Annotated in this window: 22 protein-coding genes; 14 read left to right on the top strand and 8 right to left on the bottom strand. The window is 59.2% G+C overall.

Annotated features, from left to right (window positions below):
- The first annotated feature begins 74 nt into the window (after positions 1–74).
- On the top strand, positions 75–473 hold the full coding sequence (locus H7C19_RS19595) for a DoxX family protein (protein WP_185670748.1): 399 nt from the start codon (positions 75–77) through the stop codon (positions 471–473).
- A gap of 298 nt (positions 474–771) precedes the next feature.
- Here H7C19_RS19595 and H7C19_RS19590 read toward each other — a convergent pair whose 3' ends face one another.
- A complete protein-coding gene (locus H7C19_RS19590; RefSeq protein WP_185670747.1) occupies positions 772–975 on the bottom strand; it encodes a hypothetical protein in 204 nt (67 codons plus the stop codon).
- A gap of 171 nt (positions 976–1,146) precedes the next feature.
- Between H7C19_RS19590 and H7C19_RS19585 the strand changes: the two genes are divergently transcribed.
- Together H7C19_RS19585 and H7C19_RS19580 are read left to right on the top strand one after the other, a co-directional pair.
- Complete coding sequence (locus tag H7C19_RS19585; protein ID WP_185670746.1) at positions 1,147–2,583, top strand: aminotransferase-like domain-containing protein; 1,437 nt, start codon at positions 1,147–1,149, stop codon at positions 2,581–2,583.
- Between the two features lie 180 nt (positions 2,584–2,763).
- Positions 2,764–3,033 carry a DUF4190 domain-containing protein gene (locus H7C19_RS19580; RefSeq protein ID WP_185670745.1) on the top strand — a complete coding sequence of 90 codons (270 nt, stop codon included), beginning with the start codon at positions 2,764–2,766 and terminating at the stop codon, positions 3,031–3,033.
- 451 nt (positions 3,034–3,484) lie between these two features.
- Here the strand turns inward: H7C19_RS19580 and H7C19_RS19575 are convergent, their stop codons facing one another.
- Positions 3,485–4,756, bottom strand: a complete 1,272-nt coding sequence (locus H7C19_RS19575; RefSeq protein ID WP_185670744.1) for an IS110 family RNA-guided transposase — start codon at positions 4,754–4,756, stop codon at positions 3,485–3,487.
- 245 nt (positions 4,757–5,001) lie between these two features.
- On the opposite strand from H7C19_RS19575, the gene H7C19_RS19570 reads away from it, so the two are divergent.
- The 3 genes from H7C19_RS19570 to H7C19_RS19560 all read left to right on the top strand — a co-directional run bounded on the left by H7C19_RS19570 (position 5,002) and on the right by H7C19_RS19560 (position 6,806).
- Positions 5,002–5,673 carry a Crp/Fnr family transcriptional regulator gene (locus H7C19_RS19570; RefSeq protein ID WP_185670743.1) on the top strand — a complete coding sequence of 224 codons (672 nt, stop codon included), beginning with the start codon at positions 5,002–5,004 and terminating at the stop codon, positions 5,671–5,673.
- Between the two features lie 76 nt (positions 5,674–5,749).
- Complete coding sequence (locus H7C19_RS19565) at positions 5,750–6,304, top strand: peroxiredoxin family protein (RefSeq protein WP_185670742.1); 555 nt, start codon at positions 5,750–5,752, stop codon at positions 6,302–6,304.
- A gap of 187 nt (positions 6,305–6,491) precedes the next feature.
- Complete coding sequence (locus H7C19_RS19560) at positions 6,492–6,806, top strand: DUF5071 domain-containing protein (protein ID WP_185670741.1); 315 nt, start codon at positions 6,492–6,494, stop codon at positions 6,804–6,806.
- A 39-nt stretch (positions 6,807–6,845) separates the two neighbouring features.
- On the opposite strand, the gene H7C19_RS19555 is transcribed toward H7C19_RS19560, so the two are convergent.
- A complete protein-coding gene (locus H7C19_RS19555; RefSeq protein WP_185670740.1) occupies positions 6,846–7,727 on the bottom strand; it encodes a sigma-70 family RNA polymerase sigma factor in 882 nt (293 codons plus the stop codon).
- A 233-nt stretch (positions 7,728–7,960) separates the two neighbouring features.
- Between H7C19_RS19555 and H7C19_RS19550 the strand changes: the two genes are divergently transcribed.
- Positions 7,961–8,386 (top strand): VOC family protein, encoded by a 426-nt coding sequence (locus tag H7C19_RS19550; RefSeq protein WP_185670739.1) that lies wholly within the window; start codon positions 7,961–7,963, stop codon positions 8,384–8,386.
- Positions 8,387–8,476: 90 nt separating this feature from the next.
- Here H7C19_RS19550 and H7C19_RS19545 read toward each other — a convergent pair whose 3' ends face one another.
- The 4 genes from H7C19_RS19545 to H7C19_RS19530 all read right to left on the bottom strand — a co-directional run bounded on the left by H7C19_RS19545 (position 8,477) and on the right by H7C19_RS19530 (position 12,503).
- Positions 8,477–9,415 carry an EamA family transporter gene (locus H7C19_RS19545; protein ID WP_185670738.1) on the bottom strand — a complete coding sequence of 313 codons (939 nt, stop codon included), beginning with the start codon at positions 9,413–9,415 and terminating at the stop codon, positions 8,477–8,479.
- A gap of 81 nt (positions 9,416–9,496) precedes the next feature.
- Positions 9,497–10,420 carry a cation diffusion facilitator family transporter gene (locus H7C19_RS19540; RefSeq protein ID WP_313731837.1) on the bottom strand — a complete coding sequence of 308 codons (924 nt, stop codon included), beginning with the start codon at positions 10,418–10,420 and terminating at the stop codon, positions 9,497–9,499.
- A gap of 337 nt (positions 10,421–10,757) precedes the next feature.
- Positions 10,758–11,573, bottom strand: coding sequence for a histidinol-phosphatase (locus H7C19_RS19535; RefSeq protein WP_185670736.1), 816 nt, complete (start codon positions 11,571–11,573; stop codon positions 10,758–10,760).
- Between the two features lie 27 nt (positions 11,574–11,600).
- Positions 11,601–12,503 (bottom strand): LysR family transcriptional regulator, encoded by a 903-nt coding sequence (locus H7C19_RS19530; RefSeq protein ID WP_185670735.1) that lies wholly within the window; start codon positions 12,501–12,503, stop codon positions 11,601–11,603.
- A 215-nt stretch (positions 12,504–12,718) separates the two neighbouring features.
- Between H7C19_RS19530 and H7C19_RS19525 the strand changes: the two genes are divergently transcribed.
- From H7C19_RS19525 to H7C19_RS19510, 4 genes are all read left to right on the top strand, one after another.
- Positions 12,719–14,305 carry an MDR family MFS transporter gene (locus H7C19_RS19525; RefSeq protein WP_185670734.1) on the top strand — a complete coding sequence of 529 codons (1,587 nt, stop codon included), beginning with the start codon at positions 12,719–12,721 and terminating at the stop codon, positions 14,303–14,305.
- 6 nt (positions 14,306–14,311) lie between these two features.
- Positions 14,312–14,887 carry a PadR family transcriptional regulator gene (locus tag H7C19_RS19520; protein WP_185670733.1) on the top strand — a complete coding sequence of 192 codons (576 nt, stop codon included), beginning with the start codon at positions 14,312–14,314 and terminating at the stop codon, positions 14,885–14,887.
- A 221-nt stretch (positions 14,888–15,108) separates the two neighbouring features.
- Positions 15,109–15,429 (top strand): hypothetical protein, encoded by a 321-nt coding sequence (locus H7C19_RS19515; protein ID WP_185670732.1) that lies wholly within the window; start codon positions 15,109–15,111, stop codon positions 15,427–15,429.
- Between the two features lie 143 nt (positions 15,430–15,572).
- On the top strand, positions 15,573–16,820 hold the full coding sequence (locus tag H7C19_RS19510) for an MFS transporter (protein WP_313731828.1): 1,248 nt from the start codon (positions 15,573–15,575) through the stop codon (positions 16,818–16,820).
- 109 nt (positions 16,821–16,929) lie between these two features.
- Here H7C19_RS19510 and H7C19_RS19505 read toward each other — a convergent pair whose 3' ends face one another.
- On the bottom strand, positions 16,930–17,871 hold the full coding sequence (locus H7C19_RS19505; RefSeq protein ID WP_185670731.1) for a zinc dependent phospholipase C family protein: 942 nt from the start codon (positions 17,869–17,871) through the stop codon (positions 16,930–16,932).
- A 202-nt stretch (positions 17,872–18,073) separates the two neighbouring features.
- On the opposite strand from H7C19_RS19505, the gene H7C19_RS19500 reads away from it, so the two are divergent.
- The 3 genes from H7C19_RS19500 to H7C19_RS19490 form a co-directional block, all read left to right on the top strand.
- Positions 18,074–18,532 (top strand): chemotaxis protein CheX, encoded by a 459-nt coding sequence (locus tag H7C19_RS19500; protein WP_185670730.1) that lies wholly within the window; start codon positions 18,074–18,076, stop codon positions 18,530–18,532.
- A gap of 130 nt (positions 18,533–18,662) precedes the next feature.
- Positions 18,663–19,448 (top strand): SDR family NAD(P)-dependent oxidoreductase, encoded by a 786-nt coding sequence (locus H7C19_RS19495; RefSeq protein WP_185670729.1) that lies wholly within the window; start codon positions 18,663–18,665, stop codon positions 19,446–19,448.
- 45 nt (positions 19,449–19,493) lie between these two features.
- On the top strand, positions 19,494–20,726 hold a 1,233-nt coding region (locus H7C19_RS19490), incomplete at its 3' end, for a DEAD/DEAH box helicase (protein WP_185670728.1).

Raw genomic sequence — 20,726 nt, 5'->3', positions numbered from 1 at the left:
GTAAGTAAATTCAATTAGTATAGCGGTGTCGACATCAAATCTACACAATTGCAACTGACGAGGGAGTGACGTTTATGGATTGGGGATTGTTCATTATACGCGTCGTGATCGGCTTGCTGTTCGCGGCGCATGGCATGCAGAAGTTGGCGGGATGGTTCGGCGGACACGGGCTCAAGGGGACCGGCGGTTTTTTCGATTCGATCGGGATCAAACCGGGCTATGCGATGGCGCTGCTGGCGGGATTGGCGGAGCTGGCGGGCGGCTTGCTGTTCGCCTTCGGCCTGCTGACTTGGGTCGGCGCCGTGCTGCTGATCGGCACGATGCTCGTCTCGATCTTCAAGGTGCACGGCCGCAACGGCCTGTGGGCGACGTCCAACGGCTACGAGTACAATCTGGTGCTGATCGTCGCAGCCCTGGCGGTTATCCTGATCGGTCCGGGGGAATATGCGCTGGATGCGCTTTGGCTGAAATAAGCTGACTATTCAACGTCGGCGCAGCCGCTGCGCACGCCAGATCGGCACCCGATCGCAATAAACAAGGGATATCCCATCCATCGACTGGATGCGGGATATCCCTTTTTTGGCAGTAGGAAGCTGCGCGGCGAAGCCGGCAAGCGCTCAGTTAGCGCTCCTCGGCTTCGATGATATGCTTGCCGCCCGCCAAGACGACCGCCACGCCGAAGAACATGCAGAACGTTAGGATGACGATATACAGCATCCGTATTCCTCCTTTCCCATTCGAATCATGCGGACGGGATACCGCTATCCGCGGCTACCGGGTGAAGAGGAGAATCGCGATAATCAGGACGACGCACAGGACGTAGATGGAACCTAGCCGCGTCCACTTTTTGCCGGTGCCTCTGCCGTAAGCCGAAGATTCGCTTCGGTTGCTCCTGGAGAAGCCCACGAGGAGCGTAGCCGCCAGGGCAAGCGCCATGACCACGAAGACCGAGCCGATGAGAAAACCGATATGCAACGGAGTTCACCTGCCTTGTTTAAAAACGAGGATATGGTTCAAGCATAAGAGGAGACGAACGATCCTTCACCATCCAATGCGCCGGGGAATCGCCCATCCAATTTGCCCATCCAATTGACGCTTGTCCTTCCGCCTGGGCTCGCACATAATGAAGCGTGGAGGTGAAGCGGAATGTGGCAACCGGACCGACAATCGAAGAAGCCGATCTACCAGCAGATTGCGGAGCACCTGCAGCAGCGCATCCGCCAGGGGGAGTATCCGCCGGGGAGCCTGCTGCCTTCCGAGCGCAAGCTTGCCGGCCTCCTTCAAGTGAATCGAAGTACGATCATTCAAGCCTACGAGGATCTTCGCGCGCACGGCTGGGTGTACCGGACGGTAGGCAGCGGTACGCGCGTGTCGAATCCGGAATCGGATGAAGCGAAGGCGCCGAACTGGCGTCGCTACTTGGAGAACGGAACGATGCGCCCGAATCTGGCCGCGATGCGGCGTATTCGTGAAGAACTGCGCGGCGAGAAGGCGCCGATCGATATGGCCAGCGGGGAATTGTCGGACGACTTGTTCCCGAACGAGCATATCCAAAGGCTGCTCGGAGAGCGGCCTTACGGCGGTCATCTGGGCTACGACGATCCCCAAGGCTACGGCCCGCTACGGGAAACGATCGCTAGATTTCTGTGCCAATACCTGGGGATCGACGCCGCGGGCTCCTCGCTTCTCGTCACCTCGGGTTCGCAGCAGTCGCTTTTTCTCATTACCCAATGTCTCCTGAGTCCCGGCGATGCGGTGGCGGTCGAAGATCCGTCCTATTGCCACTCGCTCTCTATGTTTCGTTCCGCCGGTCTGCGCGTCTTCAGCCTGCCCGTGGACGGGGAGGGGATCGACCCGGACGACATCGCCGCGCTGCATCGGCAGCACCGGCTCAGGATGGTGTTCCTGAACCCGAACTTTCAGAATCCGACCGGCACCGTGCTGTCCGGCGAACGGCGTGCCAGGCTGTTGGATGTCACCGCCGGCCTCGGCATCCCGATCGTCGAGGACGATCCGTTCAGTTTGACGGCGTTCGACGGCCGTCCGCCCCAGCCGCTCCGCGCTATGGCGCATGCCAACGGACAGATGCTGTACGTCGGCTCGCTATCCAAGATCGCGGCCTCCGGACTCCGCATCGGGTGGCTGCTGGGTCCGCATTCCGTCATCGCCAGGCTGGCAGACGCCAGACAGCAGATGGACTTCGGCATGAGCGTTATCCCGCAGTGGGTCGCTTCGGAATTCCTCGGATCCAGCATGTTCGACCGCCACATCTCGTCGCTGCGGCAGCGGTTGGCCTACAAGATGGACACGCTTCGCGCGGCGCTGGATACGGCGATACCCGGACTCGCCTCCTTCGCCGTGCCTAACGGCGGCTTGAATCTGTGGGTGAATTGGCGGGGAGCCGGCGATCCCGACGAGACGCGCATGCTGGAGCGCGCCATCCGGGCAGGCATGACGTACGTCCCCGGACAGGTGTTCGGGACGCGTCCCGGATTCCTGCGCCTCAGCTTCGCCAAACCCGCGCTCGATCAGATCGAGGAGGGCGTGCTTCGCCTCAGGCGCGCTTGGACGGAAACGCCCTGATTACGCGATCGCGCGGACACTGTTGCCGTAACGGAACATTATAGCTAAATAAACAACAAGGGCGAGGATGCCGGCATTTATCGGCAGCCTCGTTACGCTAACGGGCAGTTTAGTTAAAGAAGGAATCGGAGTATTTATGGAAGAATATTATATAAAGAGAATATTTAGGGGGGATTGCCATTGAGAAATGAGGGGATATTAGAAAGAAAAGTTTTAAATAGAAAAGCTGTGACTTCTTTGGTTCTAGGGGTTCTATCAATTGCTTTATATTTCTGGGTTGGATTTATTTTAGGTGTTATTGGTTTAATAATTGGTATTGTAGCTCTAAAAGAAATAAGGCTTAATGAACAAAGTGGAAGAAAAACAGCAATTACAGGTATCGTCTGTAGTTGTTTGGGAATTATTATTCCAATTCTTTTGATGACAATTATATATGTAAATAGAAAGTGATTGTAAATTGGGATTGAATATTGGTAGAACTAAGTGTTCTTAAACGAACGGATGTTTTAGTTGAACATTGCGCTCCCTCGGTAAAATGTAGTTTTCTCACGAATGCTCGCTTATTCGCAGGATCTCACCATGGGATAAATCGTTATCTGGACAGAAAAGGCTTTGTACCGTCAGATTCGGCAACCGAACCGCATGCGGGAACAGGAGGGGCGAGGTTTCGCTCCTCTTTTTACTACTCTGTTGCACGCTGCTCCATGTGACCTCCGGAGGCTTTCACTCCCATTTCTCGACGGGTCGATGCCCTTTCATTCCTTCGTTACGCCTATCCGGTGGTTGGAGGCCGGTCATCCTAACGGTACGGGTCTGTGCCCTTTTGCTCAACGCAATCCGGTACTCCGTGCAATCTTGAAATCCTGCGAATAAGCCAGTTTTCGTGCTAATCGAGATTCGGCTAAGCAGCTTGTTTCATAGGAAGAGCTCGATCCGGTTCGTAAGCTTCGCCGCTTTGTGCCATGGCAACCAGAAGGCGAGCCAGCTTGCCGCAAAGCTTCATCACTGAGCGCATCGGCTTCATGCTTCTCGTCTTTACATTCGATTCGTGCTGTCGTTTAAACGCTTCATCGTTCATGATGAGGGCCATGGTTGCCATGAATAGGGCATGCCTAAGCCGCGGTCGGCCACGTTTGCTGATGGACATCTGGCCCTTCCACTTGCCTGAGCTCGCTTCAGCTAGGTTGAGGCCGGCATGCCGCAGCAACGCATTGCCATGTGCATAACCGCTGAGGTCGCCAGCTTCACCCAGAATGCCGGCGACAGAAAGGACGCTCATGCCCTTCATCGCCAGCAACGGCTTAGCCAGCGGAATCCGGGCCAGTGCAACCGCCACTGCATCCTCGATTACCTGCAACTGCTCCATAGCCAAATCATACTCAGCCAGCAGCTGTTGCAGATGAAGCTTGTAGGCTTTCTCAGCATGCTTAGCGCCGACCGAGCGAGCTGCCAGCATCAGCAGCTCACCAGCTCTTCGTTCACCGCTGTGTCGCTTCATGACTGTTTTCCAGCCATCGACTACCTGGCGAACGGTGAGCTTTCGAAGATCGGCGGGCGTTGGAAAGAGACGCAGTGTAGCCAGCGACCCAGAGCCCAAGAGGTGTTTGTATACCTGTCGCAGCTCTGGAAACACAATGTCGACCCAGCGGTGGATCTGGTTCTTGACGCTGACGAGACGATGGACGATGGTCTCCCGGTTCGCCATGAGCACACGCAGTTCCATGAACACTTCACTGGTTTCTTTGATGAAGGTATAGTAGCCGTTTTTCACCATGTCGGCGATAACCAAGGCATCCTTGACGTCGCTTTTGGAGGGTGTATTGTCGCGGTTTTCCTTGTTCTTTTTGACGAGATGAGGATTTACCAACACGACCTCGAGACTGCGGTCTTTGAGCCAGGCAGCGAGGCTGAGCCAGTAGTGGCCGGTTGGCTCCATGCCGATGATGGCATCGTTTAATTGGTGCGTTTCCTGCAGATCTTTCATCCACTGCAGCAGTAGGCTGAAGCCGGCGTCGTCGTTGGAGAAGTGAAGGGAAGTGCCGAGCAGGATCCCACGGAAGTTGACGGCGCGAGCAACGTGGGACTGCTGGGCGATGTCGATGCCGACGACCAGATGCTGGGTTGAAATGTGTTCGAGCAGTTGATTTTGTTTGGCTTGAGCTTTAAACTTCAAGATAGAGCGACCTCCTTAAGATGGCTAAAGGGCTATGACCCGTGACTACCCCATCGTACCGGAGTCGCTCGTTTTTGTGCAAAGCTCAAAATTAACGCTCTACAGGAATCCTAACGGGCAGATTAGTGTGGTGATTATGGTATAATTTACAGCATTACGGTGGAGAAACGAGTAAACCATGAGGTAGGATTGGGGAAAAAATTCGATCTCCAAAGAAAACGAAATTTTAAGGATGGGAACGGAGCATGACTTCAATCGTCACGGATAAGCGGTTGCTGGAAGTTTTCCCGTGTTTGAGGGATGTTTGCCCCGAGGATTGGGCTGAAGCACAGCCGGAAGTGCGGACATTCTCTGCAAAATCGCGTCTCTTTCAGCGGGAAGAAGCAACGTTCTATGGCATGTTATTGTTGAGCGGTAGTGCTCGCATCAGCCAAATCGGGAAGGATGGGAGCGAGCGGATTGTCAATAAACTTAACCCCGGCGAAATTTGCGCTCTCCTTGTGCTAAGCGGACTGAGCGGACGAGACTACCCAGCCGTCATCGAGGCTGAGACGGAGGTCGAGGCGCTGTTTGTATCCAAACTCAGCTTCCTCCGATGGGTGCAAGAATACGAGTCGATCCGTAGAACCGTGTTCGGTTCCCTGCTCGAAGGAATTATGCATATGGGCGAACAGTTTCAAGCGAGGCAGACCAAACCGCTGGATATGCGGCTGGCTGAAGCACTGCTGAGTTCCACGTCGGAGCAGCAGCCATTGCTGCGAATGACCCATTATGAGCTTGCCTCCGAGATCGGCACCGCCCGTGAAGTCGTGAGCCGCACGCTGCAGCGTTTTCAGCGGCAGGGGTGGGTGGAGACAGGACGAGGTTGGGTACGAATCACCCGCCGCACTGAATTGGAGGAGCTATTTGGTGACTAGGTCACAGAAGCGGTGCTGCTCTTTCTGGTATATTGGGTCAGTAAATCTTTTTCCCAAGTAGAGGAGGTATCCACCGATGACTCACCAGCTTCAGCAGGGCATGATTGCCCCAGCATTCCGAACCGTCGACCACTGCGGCAATCCCATATCGCTTGATAGTTATCGCGGCCGCAAAGTGCTGCTCGCCTTTATGCGCTTCTCCGCTTGCGCTCTTTGCAATTTGCGGGTGCATCATTTTATCGACCGATATCCAGATTGGCAACGACAAGGTATGGACGTCATCGCCGTCTTCGAATCGCCGGAGGTGAATATGCGGACATACGTCGGAGCTCAAAACGCTCCGTTCCCGCTCGTCGCCGACCCGAAGGCGCACTTGTACGATTTGTACGGTGTCGAGACGTCCGAAGAGAAAGTACGTATGACAATGGCCGATGCGAATACGAAAATGTTCGCCGAAGAAGCAGCTGCTGCCGGCTTTGCCCTTACTCCGGAGGAAGGTTCAAACTTCAATCGAATACCTGCCGAATTTTTGATTGATGAGAGCGGTATCGTACGGCTGGCGCATTATAGCCGCATTGTAACCGACCATCTCCCGCTCGCGGCGATCGACAGCTTCGCTGCAGGCGAATAACGACGCATGGCAGAAAGGCATGAGACTTGCCCATCGGGGTTCTCATGCCTTTCAGTTCGTTCAGCTAACGGGAACGATAGCTCAACAGAACACGAAGAAACGGCGGCCGACATAAGGGCTGCCGTTTTCTCAACTAACGGGCAAGATCTTCGATGGTTAAAATAAATGTTGAAATGGAGAAATCTTTATGGAGGATTATCTTAGTATTTATCTACCAAGAGATAAACATGATTTTGAAAGGGTTTATAACTTGCCTACTTTAAGCCCGTCAATTGTGAATTCAATTATTCCAAAGCTCGTAGAGTGGCTCCAAGATATCAATTGGCCCATCGCAACAGAGATTGCTGAATTTTTACTAAAGCATCCAGAAGAAACAATCCCCCATATTAAGGAAGTCTTAGCCGACCTAGCCAGAATAGCTCTAACCCCAACTGAAGGAGAAAAACTTGAGGAAGTGAATGAAACTGCTCAAGAAATTTTAAAGATGATTGATAACGTATAAATTTGTGTTAGTTTTATTCACTTAACTGGGAACGTTAGCCTATTCATCGTTCAAAACGGCTATATCGAGCCCGCGAAGGCGTGGTCGATCGGCAATCATGTCGATCTCGGCGATCTTGCCATCCACAACTTTGAGCTCGAGTGCGAAGAGCAATCGACCGCGAGGAGCCACGATGACGCCCACAGTTCCGTTTATGAGCACCGACCGCGCGCCCTGGGCACGACCGGCGAATTGCTTGGCCACAGCTTGCGAACCGTGAACAACCGGCGAGTTGGCGGCCGGCGCAAACGCAGTGTCGTTTCGGAGTATGACATTCGGGTCTAATACCGTGAGAAGTTTCTCAAAGTCACCGGTGCGCGATGCAGCAAGGAACGCATCGACAAGCTCCCGTTTTCGCTTGAGCTCCGCTGTTCCCGAAGTCGTCTCGACGCCCTGAACCCGTCGACGCGCGCGGCTCGCAAGCTGTCTTGCCGCGGCCTCGTTGCGCCCTATAATGGGAGCGATCTCCGAGAAGGACAAGGCGAATATATCGTGCAACACAAACGCGATGCGTTCGGCGGGATTTAATTTTCCGAGGACCACGAGCATCGCAAGACCGACAGAATCGGCAATCAGCGCTTCATGCTCGGGGTCGCTTCCGTCCTGGCGGCTCGTAACCGGTTCAGGTACGCTAACCATCGCAAGCTCCTCGCGCCGCGATTTACTAGATCGCAGCATATCAAAACATACCCTTGAGACGATTGTTGTCAGCCATCCTCCCATATTCTCGACACCGCTAGTATCGGAGCGGCTAAGACGTATCCATGACTCCTGTACAGCGTCATCCGCTTCGCTCAGCGATCCGAGCATCCGGTAAGCCACCGCCTGCAAGTGGTTCCGATGCGCCTCGAATTGTTCCGCAAGCCAGTTTTGATCGTTCAAGCGCCACATTCCTTTCTTCGTTTCCTTTTACTTATATGTCGTACGCAACTCGGTAGTTGTGACGGAGATGTTCGAAACATGCAGTTTTTTTCTTGCGTTTCCGATCCTAATCAAATTTTTTTCGCGATCTGGTCACGTTTCCCTGCTCGCTTACGACATAGTTAGTGACAAGGGAATCCGGCCAATAGGCAAAAGCCCGCCGGTGCCCGGTAAAAACGAAGGAGATGATTGTTGTGAGTACGAGTTTGATCCCTTTTCTTGAAATGAACGGCAGCGCTAATGAGGCCATCGATTTTTACGTGAAAGCGCTAGATGCCAAGGTTGTCTATACGCTGCGATTTGGCGATATGCCGGAAAATCCGGAATCCCCGCTGCCTCCGGAAAAGAAAGACTTGATCAACTACGCCATCTTGAAAATCGGCGAATCGGAGCTTCAGCTCTCCGACCATTTTACCGGCGGCAGCTACCAGAAGGGAACGCAAGTGACCATCGTTGTTCAAACCAATGACAAAGACAAGGCTACCCGATATTTTGAAGCGCTGAAAGAGGGAGGGCAAGTGAACGATCCGCTGCAGGCAAGTTTCTTCAGCCCCGCTTATGGAAATATAACGGATAAATTCGGCGTCACGTTCCGGATCCTTACAAAAGGACGCCAGTGAAGATAGAAACAACTGATACAAAAACGCCTCCCGCAAGGGAGGCGTTCGTCATGCTCTGAAGCAAGCCGGCGCAGCCGTACCGCCCTGGACTTAAAGGCGGACGAGCACCAGGCCGAGCAGCAGGAACAGCAGGGCAAACCGTTGGGGAGCGCTCAGCCGCTCCCGGTAGATCAGCAGGGAACCGACGGCCACCACCAGACTGTTCGCGGCGAAGATCGGCGCGACGAGGTAGGATGGGCCCTGCGCCAGCGCGTTGGCGTACAGCTGGAGGCCGCCGTACGAGCAGATCCCGGCCGCCAGTCCCCAGCCGAAGCCGATCGCGCGGGCGGAGCGCCCGCCGGCTAAGCTTGGGGAGGGGCCGGCGCCAGTCCGGGCGGCTTGTCCGACCGGGACGGCCCTGCCCGCTCCGTCCGCCTGCTTGCGTCCCTCCAGGCCAGCGGCCGCGGCGAACCAGAGCCAAGACAGCAGATAGCCGGCCCACAGCACCGACGTGCTGTCCAGTCCGAGCGAGTCGGTCACCTTCAGGCCGCCGTTGCGGAACACGAACAGCAGGGTCGCTCCCGCGACGAGCGGGTACCAGCGGCGGTAGTCGATCGTCCGAGGCGCCCTGCGTCCCGTCCGGATCGACAGCAGCACGATGCCGGCGATCAGCGCGGCGGCGCCCGCGAGCGCGACGGGACGGACCGGCTCCTCGAACCAGATCGCGCCCATCGCCATGACGAAGACGATATTGCCGTTTGCGAGCGGGGAAGTGAGGCTGGCCGGCCCGTAGTCGAGCGCCCGCATGAACAGCAGATTGCCCCATGCCGATCCGAGCCCGACGACCGCGCCGGCCAGCCAGATGCGCCCGTCGAAGGGCTGCCAGCTCTTCGCGAGCAGCGCCTGAAGCCAGAATCCGCAGGTTCCCGCGGCGTACAAGCCCAGCAGCAAAGAAGAGAGCGCGCCGCCCCGCATCTGGCTGACCTTCATGAGAAGGCCGGCCAGACCGAAGACGAGCGCGCTGAGGACCGCGGTCGCAAACCAAATCAAAGATATCGCTACCCCTTCCCGGGCCGGCGATTCGAGCGCGCTGATCGCAGGCCCGCTCTCCCCGGCCAAGCGACGGCCCGTTTAAGTCGTCGAGCCGAGCTGCTCTTCTTTGTGACGGAGGAATTCGCGCCCGTACTCTCCGTGGGGATGAATGGACGCGTGCTCCATCTGGATGGTGGAGTGGGTGATGCCGTACTTCTTCTCCAGCACTTCGTTCACCGCCAGGATGATGCAGAACTGCTGGATATCCGGCGAGACGAACGTATGCGCCGTCAAGGAGTAGTGGTCGGTCGAGATGGCCCACAGGTGCATCTCGTGGACGTCCTCGACGCCTTCGACGGCGAGCAGGTCGGCGCGGATCTCATCCAGATCGAACTTGTCCGGGACGGACTCCATCAGGATGAACACCGCTTCCTTCGTGATGCGCGCGCCTCCGATGAAGATGATGGCGGCGATGACGATGCTGATGAGCGGATCGAAGAACAGCAGGTCGGTGTAATAGATGATGATGGCGGACACGATGACGCCGGCCGAGCTCAGCAGGTCGCCGATGAAGTGCCACAACGCGCTCTGCACGTTCAGGTTCTCTTCCTCGTGATGGCTGCGGCTGAGTACGAGCGTCAGCACCAGGTTGACGACGAAGCCGATGCTCGCGATGATCAGCATGAGCTGGAAATCCATCTCTTCCGGATGGATGAAGCGGCGGATCCCCTCGATCAGGATGCCGACCGAGATGACGCACAGCGCGAGCCCGTTCAGCAGGGACGCGATAATCTCGAACCGCAGAAACCCGAACGTGTAGCGGGCGTTGGGCGGACGGGTCGCCATATAGATGGCCGTCATGCTAAGGCCCAGCGCGATGACGTCCGAGATCATGTGAGCGGAGTCGGACAGCAGCGCCAGCGAGTTGGAGGCGATGCCGCCGACGACTTCGACGATCGTGAAGAAGAGGGTCAGCCACAGCGTAATCCACAGCGTCCGCTTGGACCGGGACTGCTCCTTCACGTGGCCGAGGTGATGGAAATCGTAGGGAACGTCGGGATCCTTGGCCGATTTTCCGGCCCGGAAGCCCTTCGGATGCGCGGTCTTGGTATGTCCCACTCGGGGTCACACTCCTTCTGGAAGTCGTTCTGTATGATCTCCGATAAAAACGTCTCGCCCTCTTCCAAGGATGGCGCAACCGTTTTTACTTGTCACACAAATGAAATATAGCTGTTACCGTCCTGTCGTAGAGCTTGGTTAGAATGACTAACAAGACCCCCTTTTCATATCTTTGCGGACCCTTCAGCGGTGAGGGGTCCTCTTTTTTTGTGCGCGGGGGGCCGCCGTTCGCGGCGGAAGGTTACAGCGGGACGACGACTTTCTGCTTTTGCCTGAAGAAGCACCAGCGGGCGAAGCCGATCTCACGGAGCCGGTCCCGGACCTTCTCCCAGTCTTCTCCGACGCGGGCCGGCACATGCGCATCCGATCCGAACGTGACGTCCACGCCGAAGCGCAGCGCGCGCTCGAGGATCGCGTCGGACGGATACCAGCCGCCGACGTCCTTCGTCCCGCCGCTCGTGTTGATCTCGATGGCGATATCGTTTGCGGCTGCCGCGCGGAGCGCGTCGTCGATCGCATGTTCGGCGCCGCGAATGTCGGAGAACGCGGGATAGTAGCCTTTCATGGCGTCGATATGACCGAGCACCTGGAAGAGGCCGGCGTTCGCGGAATCGCGGATTTGCTCATAATATCGAATTTTCTCGTCCGCGTGAAGAGCGGCGTCCAAGTTTTTCCACCGGTTCCGGTTGAAGATGCTGACACCCCGGATCTGATGCACCGAGCCAATGATGTAGTCGAACGGGTAGCGCTCGTAGATGCTGCGGTATACGTCCAGGTGCTCGGGGAAATAATCCGATTCGACGCCGAGCAGCACTTCGATCTTCTCTTTGTACTTCGTCCTCAAGGCCAGCACTTCTTCGACATAGCGGGCGAATTCGCTCTTGGCCATGGCGATGCCGGGCTGGTAATGGTCTTCTTCCCGTCCGAAGTAGGGGGAATGGTCGGAGATGCCGATGACCGCGAGGCCGGCATCGACGGCGGCTTCTATATAATGCGCAATGACGCCCGAAGCGTGACCGCAACGATCGTGATGGGTATGCAGATCGAATTTTACCATAGGAAAACCTACCTCCTGAAGTTGAAGTTATTCGCTTCCGACGAATTGGTCCTCGGGCATGCCTTTGAGGTCGTTCAGAAATTGGCGCATGGCGCTGTTCAGATAACGGCCTGACTTGGTGATGACGCCGACCGGGTGGCTGACCTCGAGCTCCCGCACCGGAATCATCTTCAGTGTACCTCGTTTGAGCTCGCCTGCAATGGATAATTTGGAAACGATGGCCGCGCCGAGGTTCAGCTCCGCCATCCGCTTGACCTCTTCGCTGCTGCTGAGCTCCATCGCGATGTTCGGCTGGATGTTGTACTCCTTGAAGATCCGCTCGACGAATCGGCGGCCCAGCGTATCCGGAGACAAGAGGATGAGCGGCATATCCTTAAGCATACCCACCGTGACGTGTTCGATCGCGGCGAGCGGGTGGCGGGGCGCGACGACCAGCTCGAACGTGTCGTAGTACAGGACCGACGTCTCCACTTGGGCGCTGCGATCGGACAGATAGCTGATGCCGATGTCGACCGACCCGTTCTCCACGCTGGCGAGCACCTGCGAAGAGGGCATGGAGACGATCGTCGTCTTGATCAGCGGGAATTGGTTCTGGAAGTAGGACAGCACCCGCGGCAGGATCTGAATCGCGATCGAAGCCGTCGTGCCGAGCACGATATGGCCTTGCGGATTCTGATCCAGATCGGCGAGCTTCTGCCGGAGCTCTTCGACGATGGTGAGGATGCGTTCCGCATGCTCCAGGAAAACCTTGCCTCTGTCGGTCAGCGCGACGGGATGATTCCGGTCCACGAGGATCGTCTTGAACTCGTCTTCCAAGCTCTTGATCTGCGCGGATACGGCGGGCTGCGTCAGGTTGAGCATCTCCCCCGCCTTGCGGAAGCTAAGCGTCTTGGATATCGTGAGCAGCGTCTCCAGTTGGTTGATGTTCAACGCGGAAAGCCCCCTTTATTCAAATATTTTATCATGTTAATTGAGAGATATAAAAAGCTTTTGTCGATTATCCTATTATAGGAGATTTCGCGGGCGTGAGCAAAAGATGTAAAAAGGATTGCATCTTACCCCAATTTGAGTATAATAACAAAGGTGTTAATCAAATTTGAGTATATCGGTCCGATCCGATTCGAGAAACGAAAGGATGTTTGGCAATGGATGCGAAAAGAAGCAATACGAAGCTAGTAGTCGCGGGGCTGCTCCTCGGCCTGTTCATGTCGGCGCTGGATCAGACGATCGTCTCGACGGCGATGACGACGATCATCAAGAAGCTCGGGGGGCTGGACAAATTCGTCTGGGTCTACTCGGCTTATATGATCGCGATGGTCGTGGCGACGCCGATCTTCGGCAAGCTGTCCGACATGTACGGGCGCAAGCGGTTTTTTCTCGCGGGCGTCTTCCTGTTCATCGCGGGATCCGTGCTGTGCGGCACCGCGCAAAACATGGATCAGCTGATTATCTACCGCGCGATTCAGGGGATCGGCGGCGGCGCGCTCATGCCGATCGTCTTCACGATCATCTTCGACCTGTTCCCGCAAGAGAAGCGGGGCAAGATGATGGGCTTGTTCGGGGCCGTGTTCGGGCTGTCGAGCGTCTTCGGCCCGATCCTGGGCGCTACGATCACGGACAATATCAGCTGGCGCTGGATCTTCTACATTAACGTCCCGATCGGGTTCCTGTCGTTCCTGTTCATCCTGAGCGCGTACCACGAGTCGAAGAATCATCGGAAGATGAGCATCGATTGGCTCGGCGCGTTGCTGCTGGCGGGCGCGATCCTCTGCCTGATGTTCGGGCTGGAGCTGGGCGGCTCGGACGGCTGGGCTTGGAACGGATGGAATACGATTACGCTCTTCGTCGCATCCGGCCTCATGCTCGTGCTGTTCCTCGTGGCCGAACGGTATGCGAAGGATCCGATCATCGCGCTCGAGCTGTTCAAGAAGCGGCTCTTCACGAGCAGCATGATGATCAGCTTCCTCTATGGCGGCGTGATGATCGCCGGCGCGACCTATATTCCGCTCTTCATTCAAGGCGTTTTCCACAAGACCGCCACCCAGACGAGCACGGTCTTGATCCCGATGATGCTCGGCGTCGTCGTGAGCAGCCAGATCGGCGGCCGCGTCGCGGGCAAGCTCCGCTTCCGGGACGTCATGGTCGTCTCCGCACTGACGCTGGTCGCGGGCACCGCGCTGCTCGGCTACGCGATGGACCTGACGACCAGCCGCCTGATGATCACGCTGTATATGATTGTCGTCGGACTCGGCATGGGCGTATCGTTCTCGCTCCTGAACATCTCGACGCTGAGCTCGGTTCCGCCGCAGTACAAAGGCTCGGCTTCGTCGCTGATCACCTTTTTCCGGACGATCGGCTCCGCGCTCGGGGTGACGGTGTTCGGCGCCTTGCAGAAGCACGAGTTCCAGTCGGGCGTGAAGTCGCTGCCCGGCGCCAGCGCCGGGATGGCGGACAAGATCAAAGGCGGCCAGGCGCTGCTCGACCCGACGGTGCAGTCCAAGATGGGGATCCCGGCCAACGTGCTGCAGCTGCTGCTCGACAAGCTGGGCCATTCCATCATCTATATCTTCCAATGGTCGGTCGTCCTGCCGGTCATCGCGCTCGTGTTCGCCCTGCTGATGGGCCGGGCGCGGCTCGAAGCGACGCAAGGGGCGCCGCAGGGCGCGCGTCCCGGCGAGCCCCGAGTCGGAGGCGCCGCGGGCAAGCCCGAGCCGGCTTACCGCAAGGAGTAATCGGAGATGTCCATGAAGCTGTTGATACTCGGGCTGTTGATGGAGAACGACCGGCATCCTTACGACATCCGGCAGACGATGATCGCGCGGAATTGGAATCACGCCTTCAAGATCCGGGACGGCTCGCTCTACTACGCCGTCGATCAACTGCGGGAGAAAGGCTGGATCGAAGCGGCCGAGGTCATCCCGGTTCCCGGCGAGCATCGGCCGGACAAGACGATCTACCGCATTACGGCAGCGGGGCGGGAGGCGTTCTCGAAGCTGTTCTACGATCAATTGGAGCAGCAGGCGCATCCGCAGCATCCGATGATGGTGGCGATGCCGTTTCTGCGGCACGGCGACCAGGCGCGGATCGCGGAGATCGCCCGGCGCCAGCTCGAAGCCTGCGATGCTCGCATCGCGCAGCTCGAGGAGACCGTTGCGCTGCGGGGGGAGCGGATGCCCGGCAGCGCCCGGCAGATGATCGAGGGCATGCTGATGTACGGCAGGGCGGAGCGGGAGTGGCTGCAGGAGACGCTCGCCGAAGCCAAGGCCGGCCGGTATGCCGAACGGAAGGGCGAGGACGGCAAGTGGCACCGGTGAGATTGAATCTTGTCAGAGCGAATAAGGATAGGCATTGGACTTTTGGAGATCCCGGCGGCTTCGCCGGGATCTTCTTGTCTTGGGCGCCGCTTGCGGGCCGGCGCTTGGTGGAAAGGCGGCAGACGATGCGCGGGGCGGGCGATGGCGGCGCGGAGGCGGGACTGCGCTTCGTGAGCGAAGGGCCGGCGTGTTCAGATAAGAAAGGAGTGGCGAGGTGGACCATGGCCGCATCGACGCCGTGCAACCCGAATATATCGGGTTACAGCGCGGCGAACGAGGCACTGACGCCGCGCAACCCGAATATATCGGGATACAGCGTGGCGAACGAGGCACTGACGCCGCGCAGCCCGAAAAAATCGGGTTACAGCGCGGCGAACGAGGCACTGACGCCGCGCAACCCGAATATATCGGGTTACAGCGTGGCGAACGGGGCATTGACGCTATGTAACCCGAATATATCGGGTTACAGCGTGGCGAACGAAGCAATGATGCCGCGATGCTACCTCTCCTTTCGCTCACAACCTTGTCATGTCGCGAGTTGACGGCCGGTTTACAAATCAATCGCTTCATTAAATTACGGTAAAACCTTCGCCGGACACAGGAGTTCGGACCCATCCCTGTCGAATGGAATAGACAAACGAATCCTTGAAGGGAGAGGCGATCGGTGCAGGACGACAAGAAAATCGTGCGAGCCTGGATCCTGTACGACTGGGCGAACTCCGCGTTCGCGACGACGATCATGGCGGCGGTGATGCCCATCTTCTATGCGGGGGTCGCCGCGAGCGGCCTGCCGGAAGGGAGGGGGACCTCCTACTGGGGGTTCACCCAGACGACGGCCGCGATCCTCATCGCGATGATCTCTCCGCTGCTGGGCGCTATCGCGGACCACTCGGGGGAGAAGAAGAAGTACCTCCGCGCCTTCTCTCTGCTTGGGGCCGTCGCTTGTTTCGGAATGGCCTTTATCGGCGAAGGCGACTGGCTGCTCGCTTCCGTGCTCGTCGTGGCGGGGATGCTCGGATTCGGCGCGGGCAATACGTTCTACGACGCGCTCCTGAACGACGTCTCCTCTCCCGCGATGCGCGAGAGCGTCAGCGCCCGGGGCTTCGCCATGGGGTATCTGGGCGGCGGCGTGCTGCTCGCGGTGAACCTCGGCATGATCCTCGGCTACAAGCAGCTCGGCTTCGCCGATTCGACGGGCGCCTCGCAAGTCTCGTTCGCCATGGTGGGCGTCTGGTGGATCGTGTTCTCCCTCCCGCTGTTCCGCCGGGTCCAGGAGAAACGCCGGGAGGCCGGCGGCTATGCCGATCGCCTGCGCGCGGGCATGCGCCGCCTGGGCGAGACGATGCGCGGCATCAAGCGGTATCCGGAGCTGTACAAGTTCATGATCGCCTACTGGTTCTTCTTCGACGGCATCAACACGATCATCGTCATGGCCACGAGCTACGGCACCGACATCGGCCTCGAGCAGACGGATCTCATCACGGCGCTGCTGCTCACCCAGGTGATCGGGTTCCCGGCGGCATGGCTGTTCGGCCGAATGGCGGACCGATTCGGCAGCAAGCGGATGCTGTTCGGCGCGCTGTGGACGTACGTGGTCATCGTCGTGCTCGGCTACTACATGACCAACGCGCTTCACTTCTATGCGCTGGCCGTCTTGGTCGGACTGGTGCAGGGCGGTGCCCAATCGACCTCGCGGGCGATCTACAGCCGGCTCATCCCGCCCGGCCGCACGGCCGAGTACAACGGATTCCTCAGCTTCACGAGCCGGTTCTTCTCGTTCGGCGGCCCGCTTGCGTTCGGCCTCGTCGGCATCCTTACCGGCTCAAGCCGAGCCGCGCTGCTCGCAATCGCCTTGTTCTTCTTCATCGGGATCGCGCTTCTAGCGATCGTCAATCTGGAGAAAGGCTGGCGCGAGGCGGAGACGGGATACTGATATCGCCACTCGGCGCCTCGCCGCAAATCGCTGCTAAGTGCGACGGCGCGTGATGCCCCCAGCCCATCTCGCGACTAGAGCAACGGAGCGTGGCAGGCAGTCCGGTCCGTCAGATGACCGGCTCGGCATAGGTGATCCAGGCGCTGCCGCACGGCAGGCCGGTCTCGTAGGAGAGGTTGCCGAGCAGCGCGGCGAACGCCTCCCGGAGCGCGCCATCCGCGCCTTCGTCCGACGACGTCAGCCAAGCGAAGCCGGCGGCGGTCGTTCGCGCGCCATCCGCCAGCGCCCTCTCCCACAGGTCCATCGCGCTCTCCGCGCGGCGGCAGGTGCGGTCGGTCGGATCGATCCAGGCCGTTCGGCGTTCGTTCAGCACGTCCCAATCCGGCGGGCGCCGCGGCGGCGAGAACGGGGCGATCCGGCCGAACAGCAGCTTGCCCTTCCAGCCGCGCGGATCGAAGAACAGGCGCTGCGCTTGGACGAATTGGGCGACCGCCCGGTTCAGCGCCGCCGGCGCGATCGCCCCGGCGAGTCCCGGGTAGTGCTTGGCGACCAGCCGGCCGAAGGTATCGGCGAAGCCGCCGGGCAGCCGCCCGCCCGTATCGATCTCCGGCGCGACGGGCGTCGTCCCCGTCGCGATGCCCGCCCGCCGCAGCAGAATCGCCGAATCCATAGCCGTCTCGAAGCGCTGGTGGTTCCAGCGCTTGAATCCGGATAGGCTGAACACGTAAGGGTGCATGTGACGGTCGAGTATATGGTGCTGCAGAAAACCGATCACAAAAGCGACGGCCGGATCCGCGAGCGGACGCCCGCGCGCCGCAGCGAACAGATCGAGCAGGAAGGGGCCGCAATGCAGGTTGTGCAGCAGCGAGCCCAGCCGGTTCGCCGGCGTCTCGGGCCGCCACGGCAGGTAGTTGTCGTAGAACAGGAAGTCCGGTCCCTGGCAGCCGAGCTGGTAGGCCGTCAACCATGTACGGTCCGCCAGGCAAGTCTGCCAGGGCGTATCGGCCGCGATTTCCCTGCCGAATTGAATGTGAGCCCAAATGTTAGGCAAATGAACGTCCCCCGTCTCCAACTCTCAAAATTTGACAAAAATTAGTCCGAAGGGCTTGCAACCAAAGGGCCAATATCGTCCGTAAGTACCTCTTTTTTCCGAAAAGGGAGTATACTTGTCCCGCTTGTTTCAGTATAATGAGGGCAACGGTGGATGGCTAGCGGTTCGTCAGGAAACGGTTGCAAGGGGGCGACATTCGGTCATGAAGGCAGAATACATCAATCCTTTTTTGGAATCCGCGCGGATGGTCATCGAGCAGATGGTGCAGATCCGTCCGAGCACGGGACAGCTGACGGTGAAGGACATTCAGTTCGTCGATCGTCACGTCTGGATCCAGATCGGATTGACGGGTCAGATGACGGGAGACATCGTGTTTGGACTCAGCGAATCGGTCGCGCTGAAGATCATCTCGGCGATGATGGGCGGGTTCGTCATCACGGAGATCGACGAACTGGGCAAAAGCGCCATCTCGGAGCTGGGCAATATGATCAGCGGGAACGCGTCGACCATTCTCTTCAACCAAGGCGTTCGGGTCGATATTACGCCGCCCCGGATCGTACAGACGCTGCTGGAGGAGCACACGGACAAGCGCAGGGCGCTCGCCGTGCCGCTCATCATGGACGGGATCGGCGAGATGGAGATCCAGGTGCTGATCGCCTGAGCGGAAGTGTCCGCGAACCTTACGATATGGTACAATGAGGAAAGCCCCTTCGGGGGCTTTTTGTTAATATAACGAGAACGTTCGGGGTCTCTAGAGGGATCAATCGCACATACAGAGGAAGGATGATCGTATGGGCTCTTCGTCCCTTCAAGGACGCATCGTGCTCATCACCGGCGCATCCAGCGGGATCGGCGCGATCGCGGCCCGGATACTCGCCGAACGGGGAGCGATCCCCGTGTTGGCCGCGCGTTCGGTGGACAAGCTGAACGAAGTGTCCGCGGCGATCCGCGGCGAGCATGCCGTCTATCCGCTGGACGTGCGCGACGCGGACGCGGTGAACGAGACCGTGCGGCGCGTAGCGGAGCGGTACGGGCGGATCGATACGCTCGTCAACAACGCGGGCTACGGCGAGTTCGTGCCGTTCGACGAAGCGCCTCTGTCGCATTTCCAGGAGATGATGGACGTGAACTACATGGGGATCGTCCGCTGCTGCAAGGCCGTGCTGCCGCTGATGCGGCAGGCGGGCCGGGGGCACATCGTCAACGTCGCCTCCCTTGCGGGTAAAATAGGAACGTCGAAGGCGACCGGATACGCGGCGTCCAAGCACGCGGCGCTCGGCTTCACGAATTCGCTGCGCCAAGAGCTGCGCGGCACGGGCATCCGGATCTCCGCCGTGAATCCGGGGCCGATCGATACGCCCTTCTTCGATCGCGCCGATCCCGAAGGGACGTACAAGCGGAATATCCGCCGCTTCCTGATGAAGCCGGAGAAGGCGGCGCGCGCGATCGTGTCGGTCGTCGCCACGGGACGGGCGGAGATCGACCTGCCTTGGGCGTCGGCGGCCGGCACGAAGCTGGTTCAGCTGTTCCCGCGTCTGACGGACGGGATCGTGGCCCGATTGCTGAACAAGAAATAACGACCCCGCCCACGGCGGGGCTATACCCAAAGGAGCATCAAGCTTATGACTGAAGAACAAGGCACGGAGCGGGAAGGGCGCGGCGAAGGCGCCGGCGCCGAATCGTTCGCCGCGCTGGGACTCCGGGCGGAGCTGGCGGACAAGCTGGCGGAAGCGGAGATCCTGACGCCGACGCCGGTGCAGGCGAGCGTCATCCCGCCGCTGCTCGCCGGCAGAGACGGCATCCTGCGCTCGCCGACCGGCTCGGGCAAGACGCTGGCGTATCTGCTGCCGGTGCTGCAGCTGATCGACCCGCAGCGACGCGAGACGCAGGCGGTCGTCATCGCGCCGACGCAGGAGCTGGCGATGCAGATCGTGCGCGTCGCCGAGACGTACGGCGGACCGCTCGGGATCAAGACGGTGGCGTTGATCGGCGGCGCGGCGCTGTCCCGCCAGCTGGACCGGATGAAGGGCAAGCCCGCGCTGGTCGTCGGCACGCCGGGACGGATCCGCGAGGTCGTATCGCTCCGCAAGCTGCCGCTCCATGCGGTGAAGCGCGTCGTCGTCGACGAGACGGACCGCGTCTTCGCGCTAGGCGGCCGATCGGACGTCGAAGCCGTCCTGAAGGGCGCTTCGCGCGACAGGCAGACGGTGTTCGTCTCCGCGACCCGGACCGATGCGATGCGGGAGGCCGAATCGCGGTGGCTTCGCGACCCGTGGGAGACGACGGTGGAAGAGGAGGCCGGTAGCGGGCTGCCGGATACGATCGAGCACCTGTACTTCGTCAGCGACGCGCGCGACAAGATCGATCTCGTCCGCCGCCTGGTCCGCACGCTGAAGCCGAAGTCCGCGCTCGTGTTCGTGAACGACATCGAGCGAATCGGGGAGCTGCTGGCCAAGCTGCGCTACGAAGGCTTCGCCGTGGACGCGCTGTATGGCGACACGCCCGGCCGGGAGCGGGGCGAAGTGCTGCGGAAGTTCCGCGAAGGCAAGACGAAGCTGCTCATCGCCACGGACGTGGCGGCGCGGGGGCTGGACGTGCCGGGCCTGGCGCTCGTCGTCCAATACGAGCCCGCGCTGGACGGCGATCANNGCGCGGGCCGGACGGGCCGCATGGGACGCAGCGGGCAGGCGATCACGATCGTGACGCCGCACGAGAAGTTTATCATGAACAAGCTGGGCAAGCAGCTCGGCATCGATCTCGCGGAGCGCCGGCTGCAGCACGGGCGCCTGGTCGCGCCGGACGCGGCGGGCCGCGAGCGGGGGCCGGCCGCCGAGGGCCGCGACGCGAGGATCGAC

The sequence above is a fragment of the Cohnella nanjingensis genome (assembly GCF_014212125.1).
GTDB classification, from domain to species: domain Bacteria; phylum Bacillota; class Bacilli; order Paenibacillales; family Paenibacillaceae; genus Cohnella; species Cohnella nanjingensis.
The sequence above is the reverse complement of the archived record's forward strand: the minus strand, read 5'-3'. Positions and strand labels throughout refer to the sequence as shown.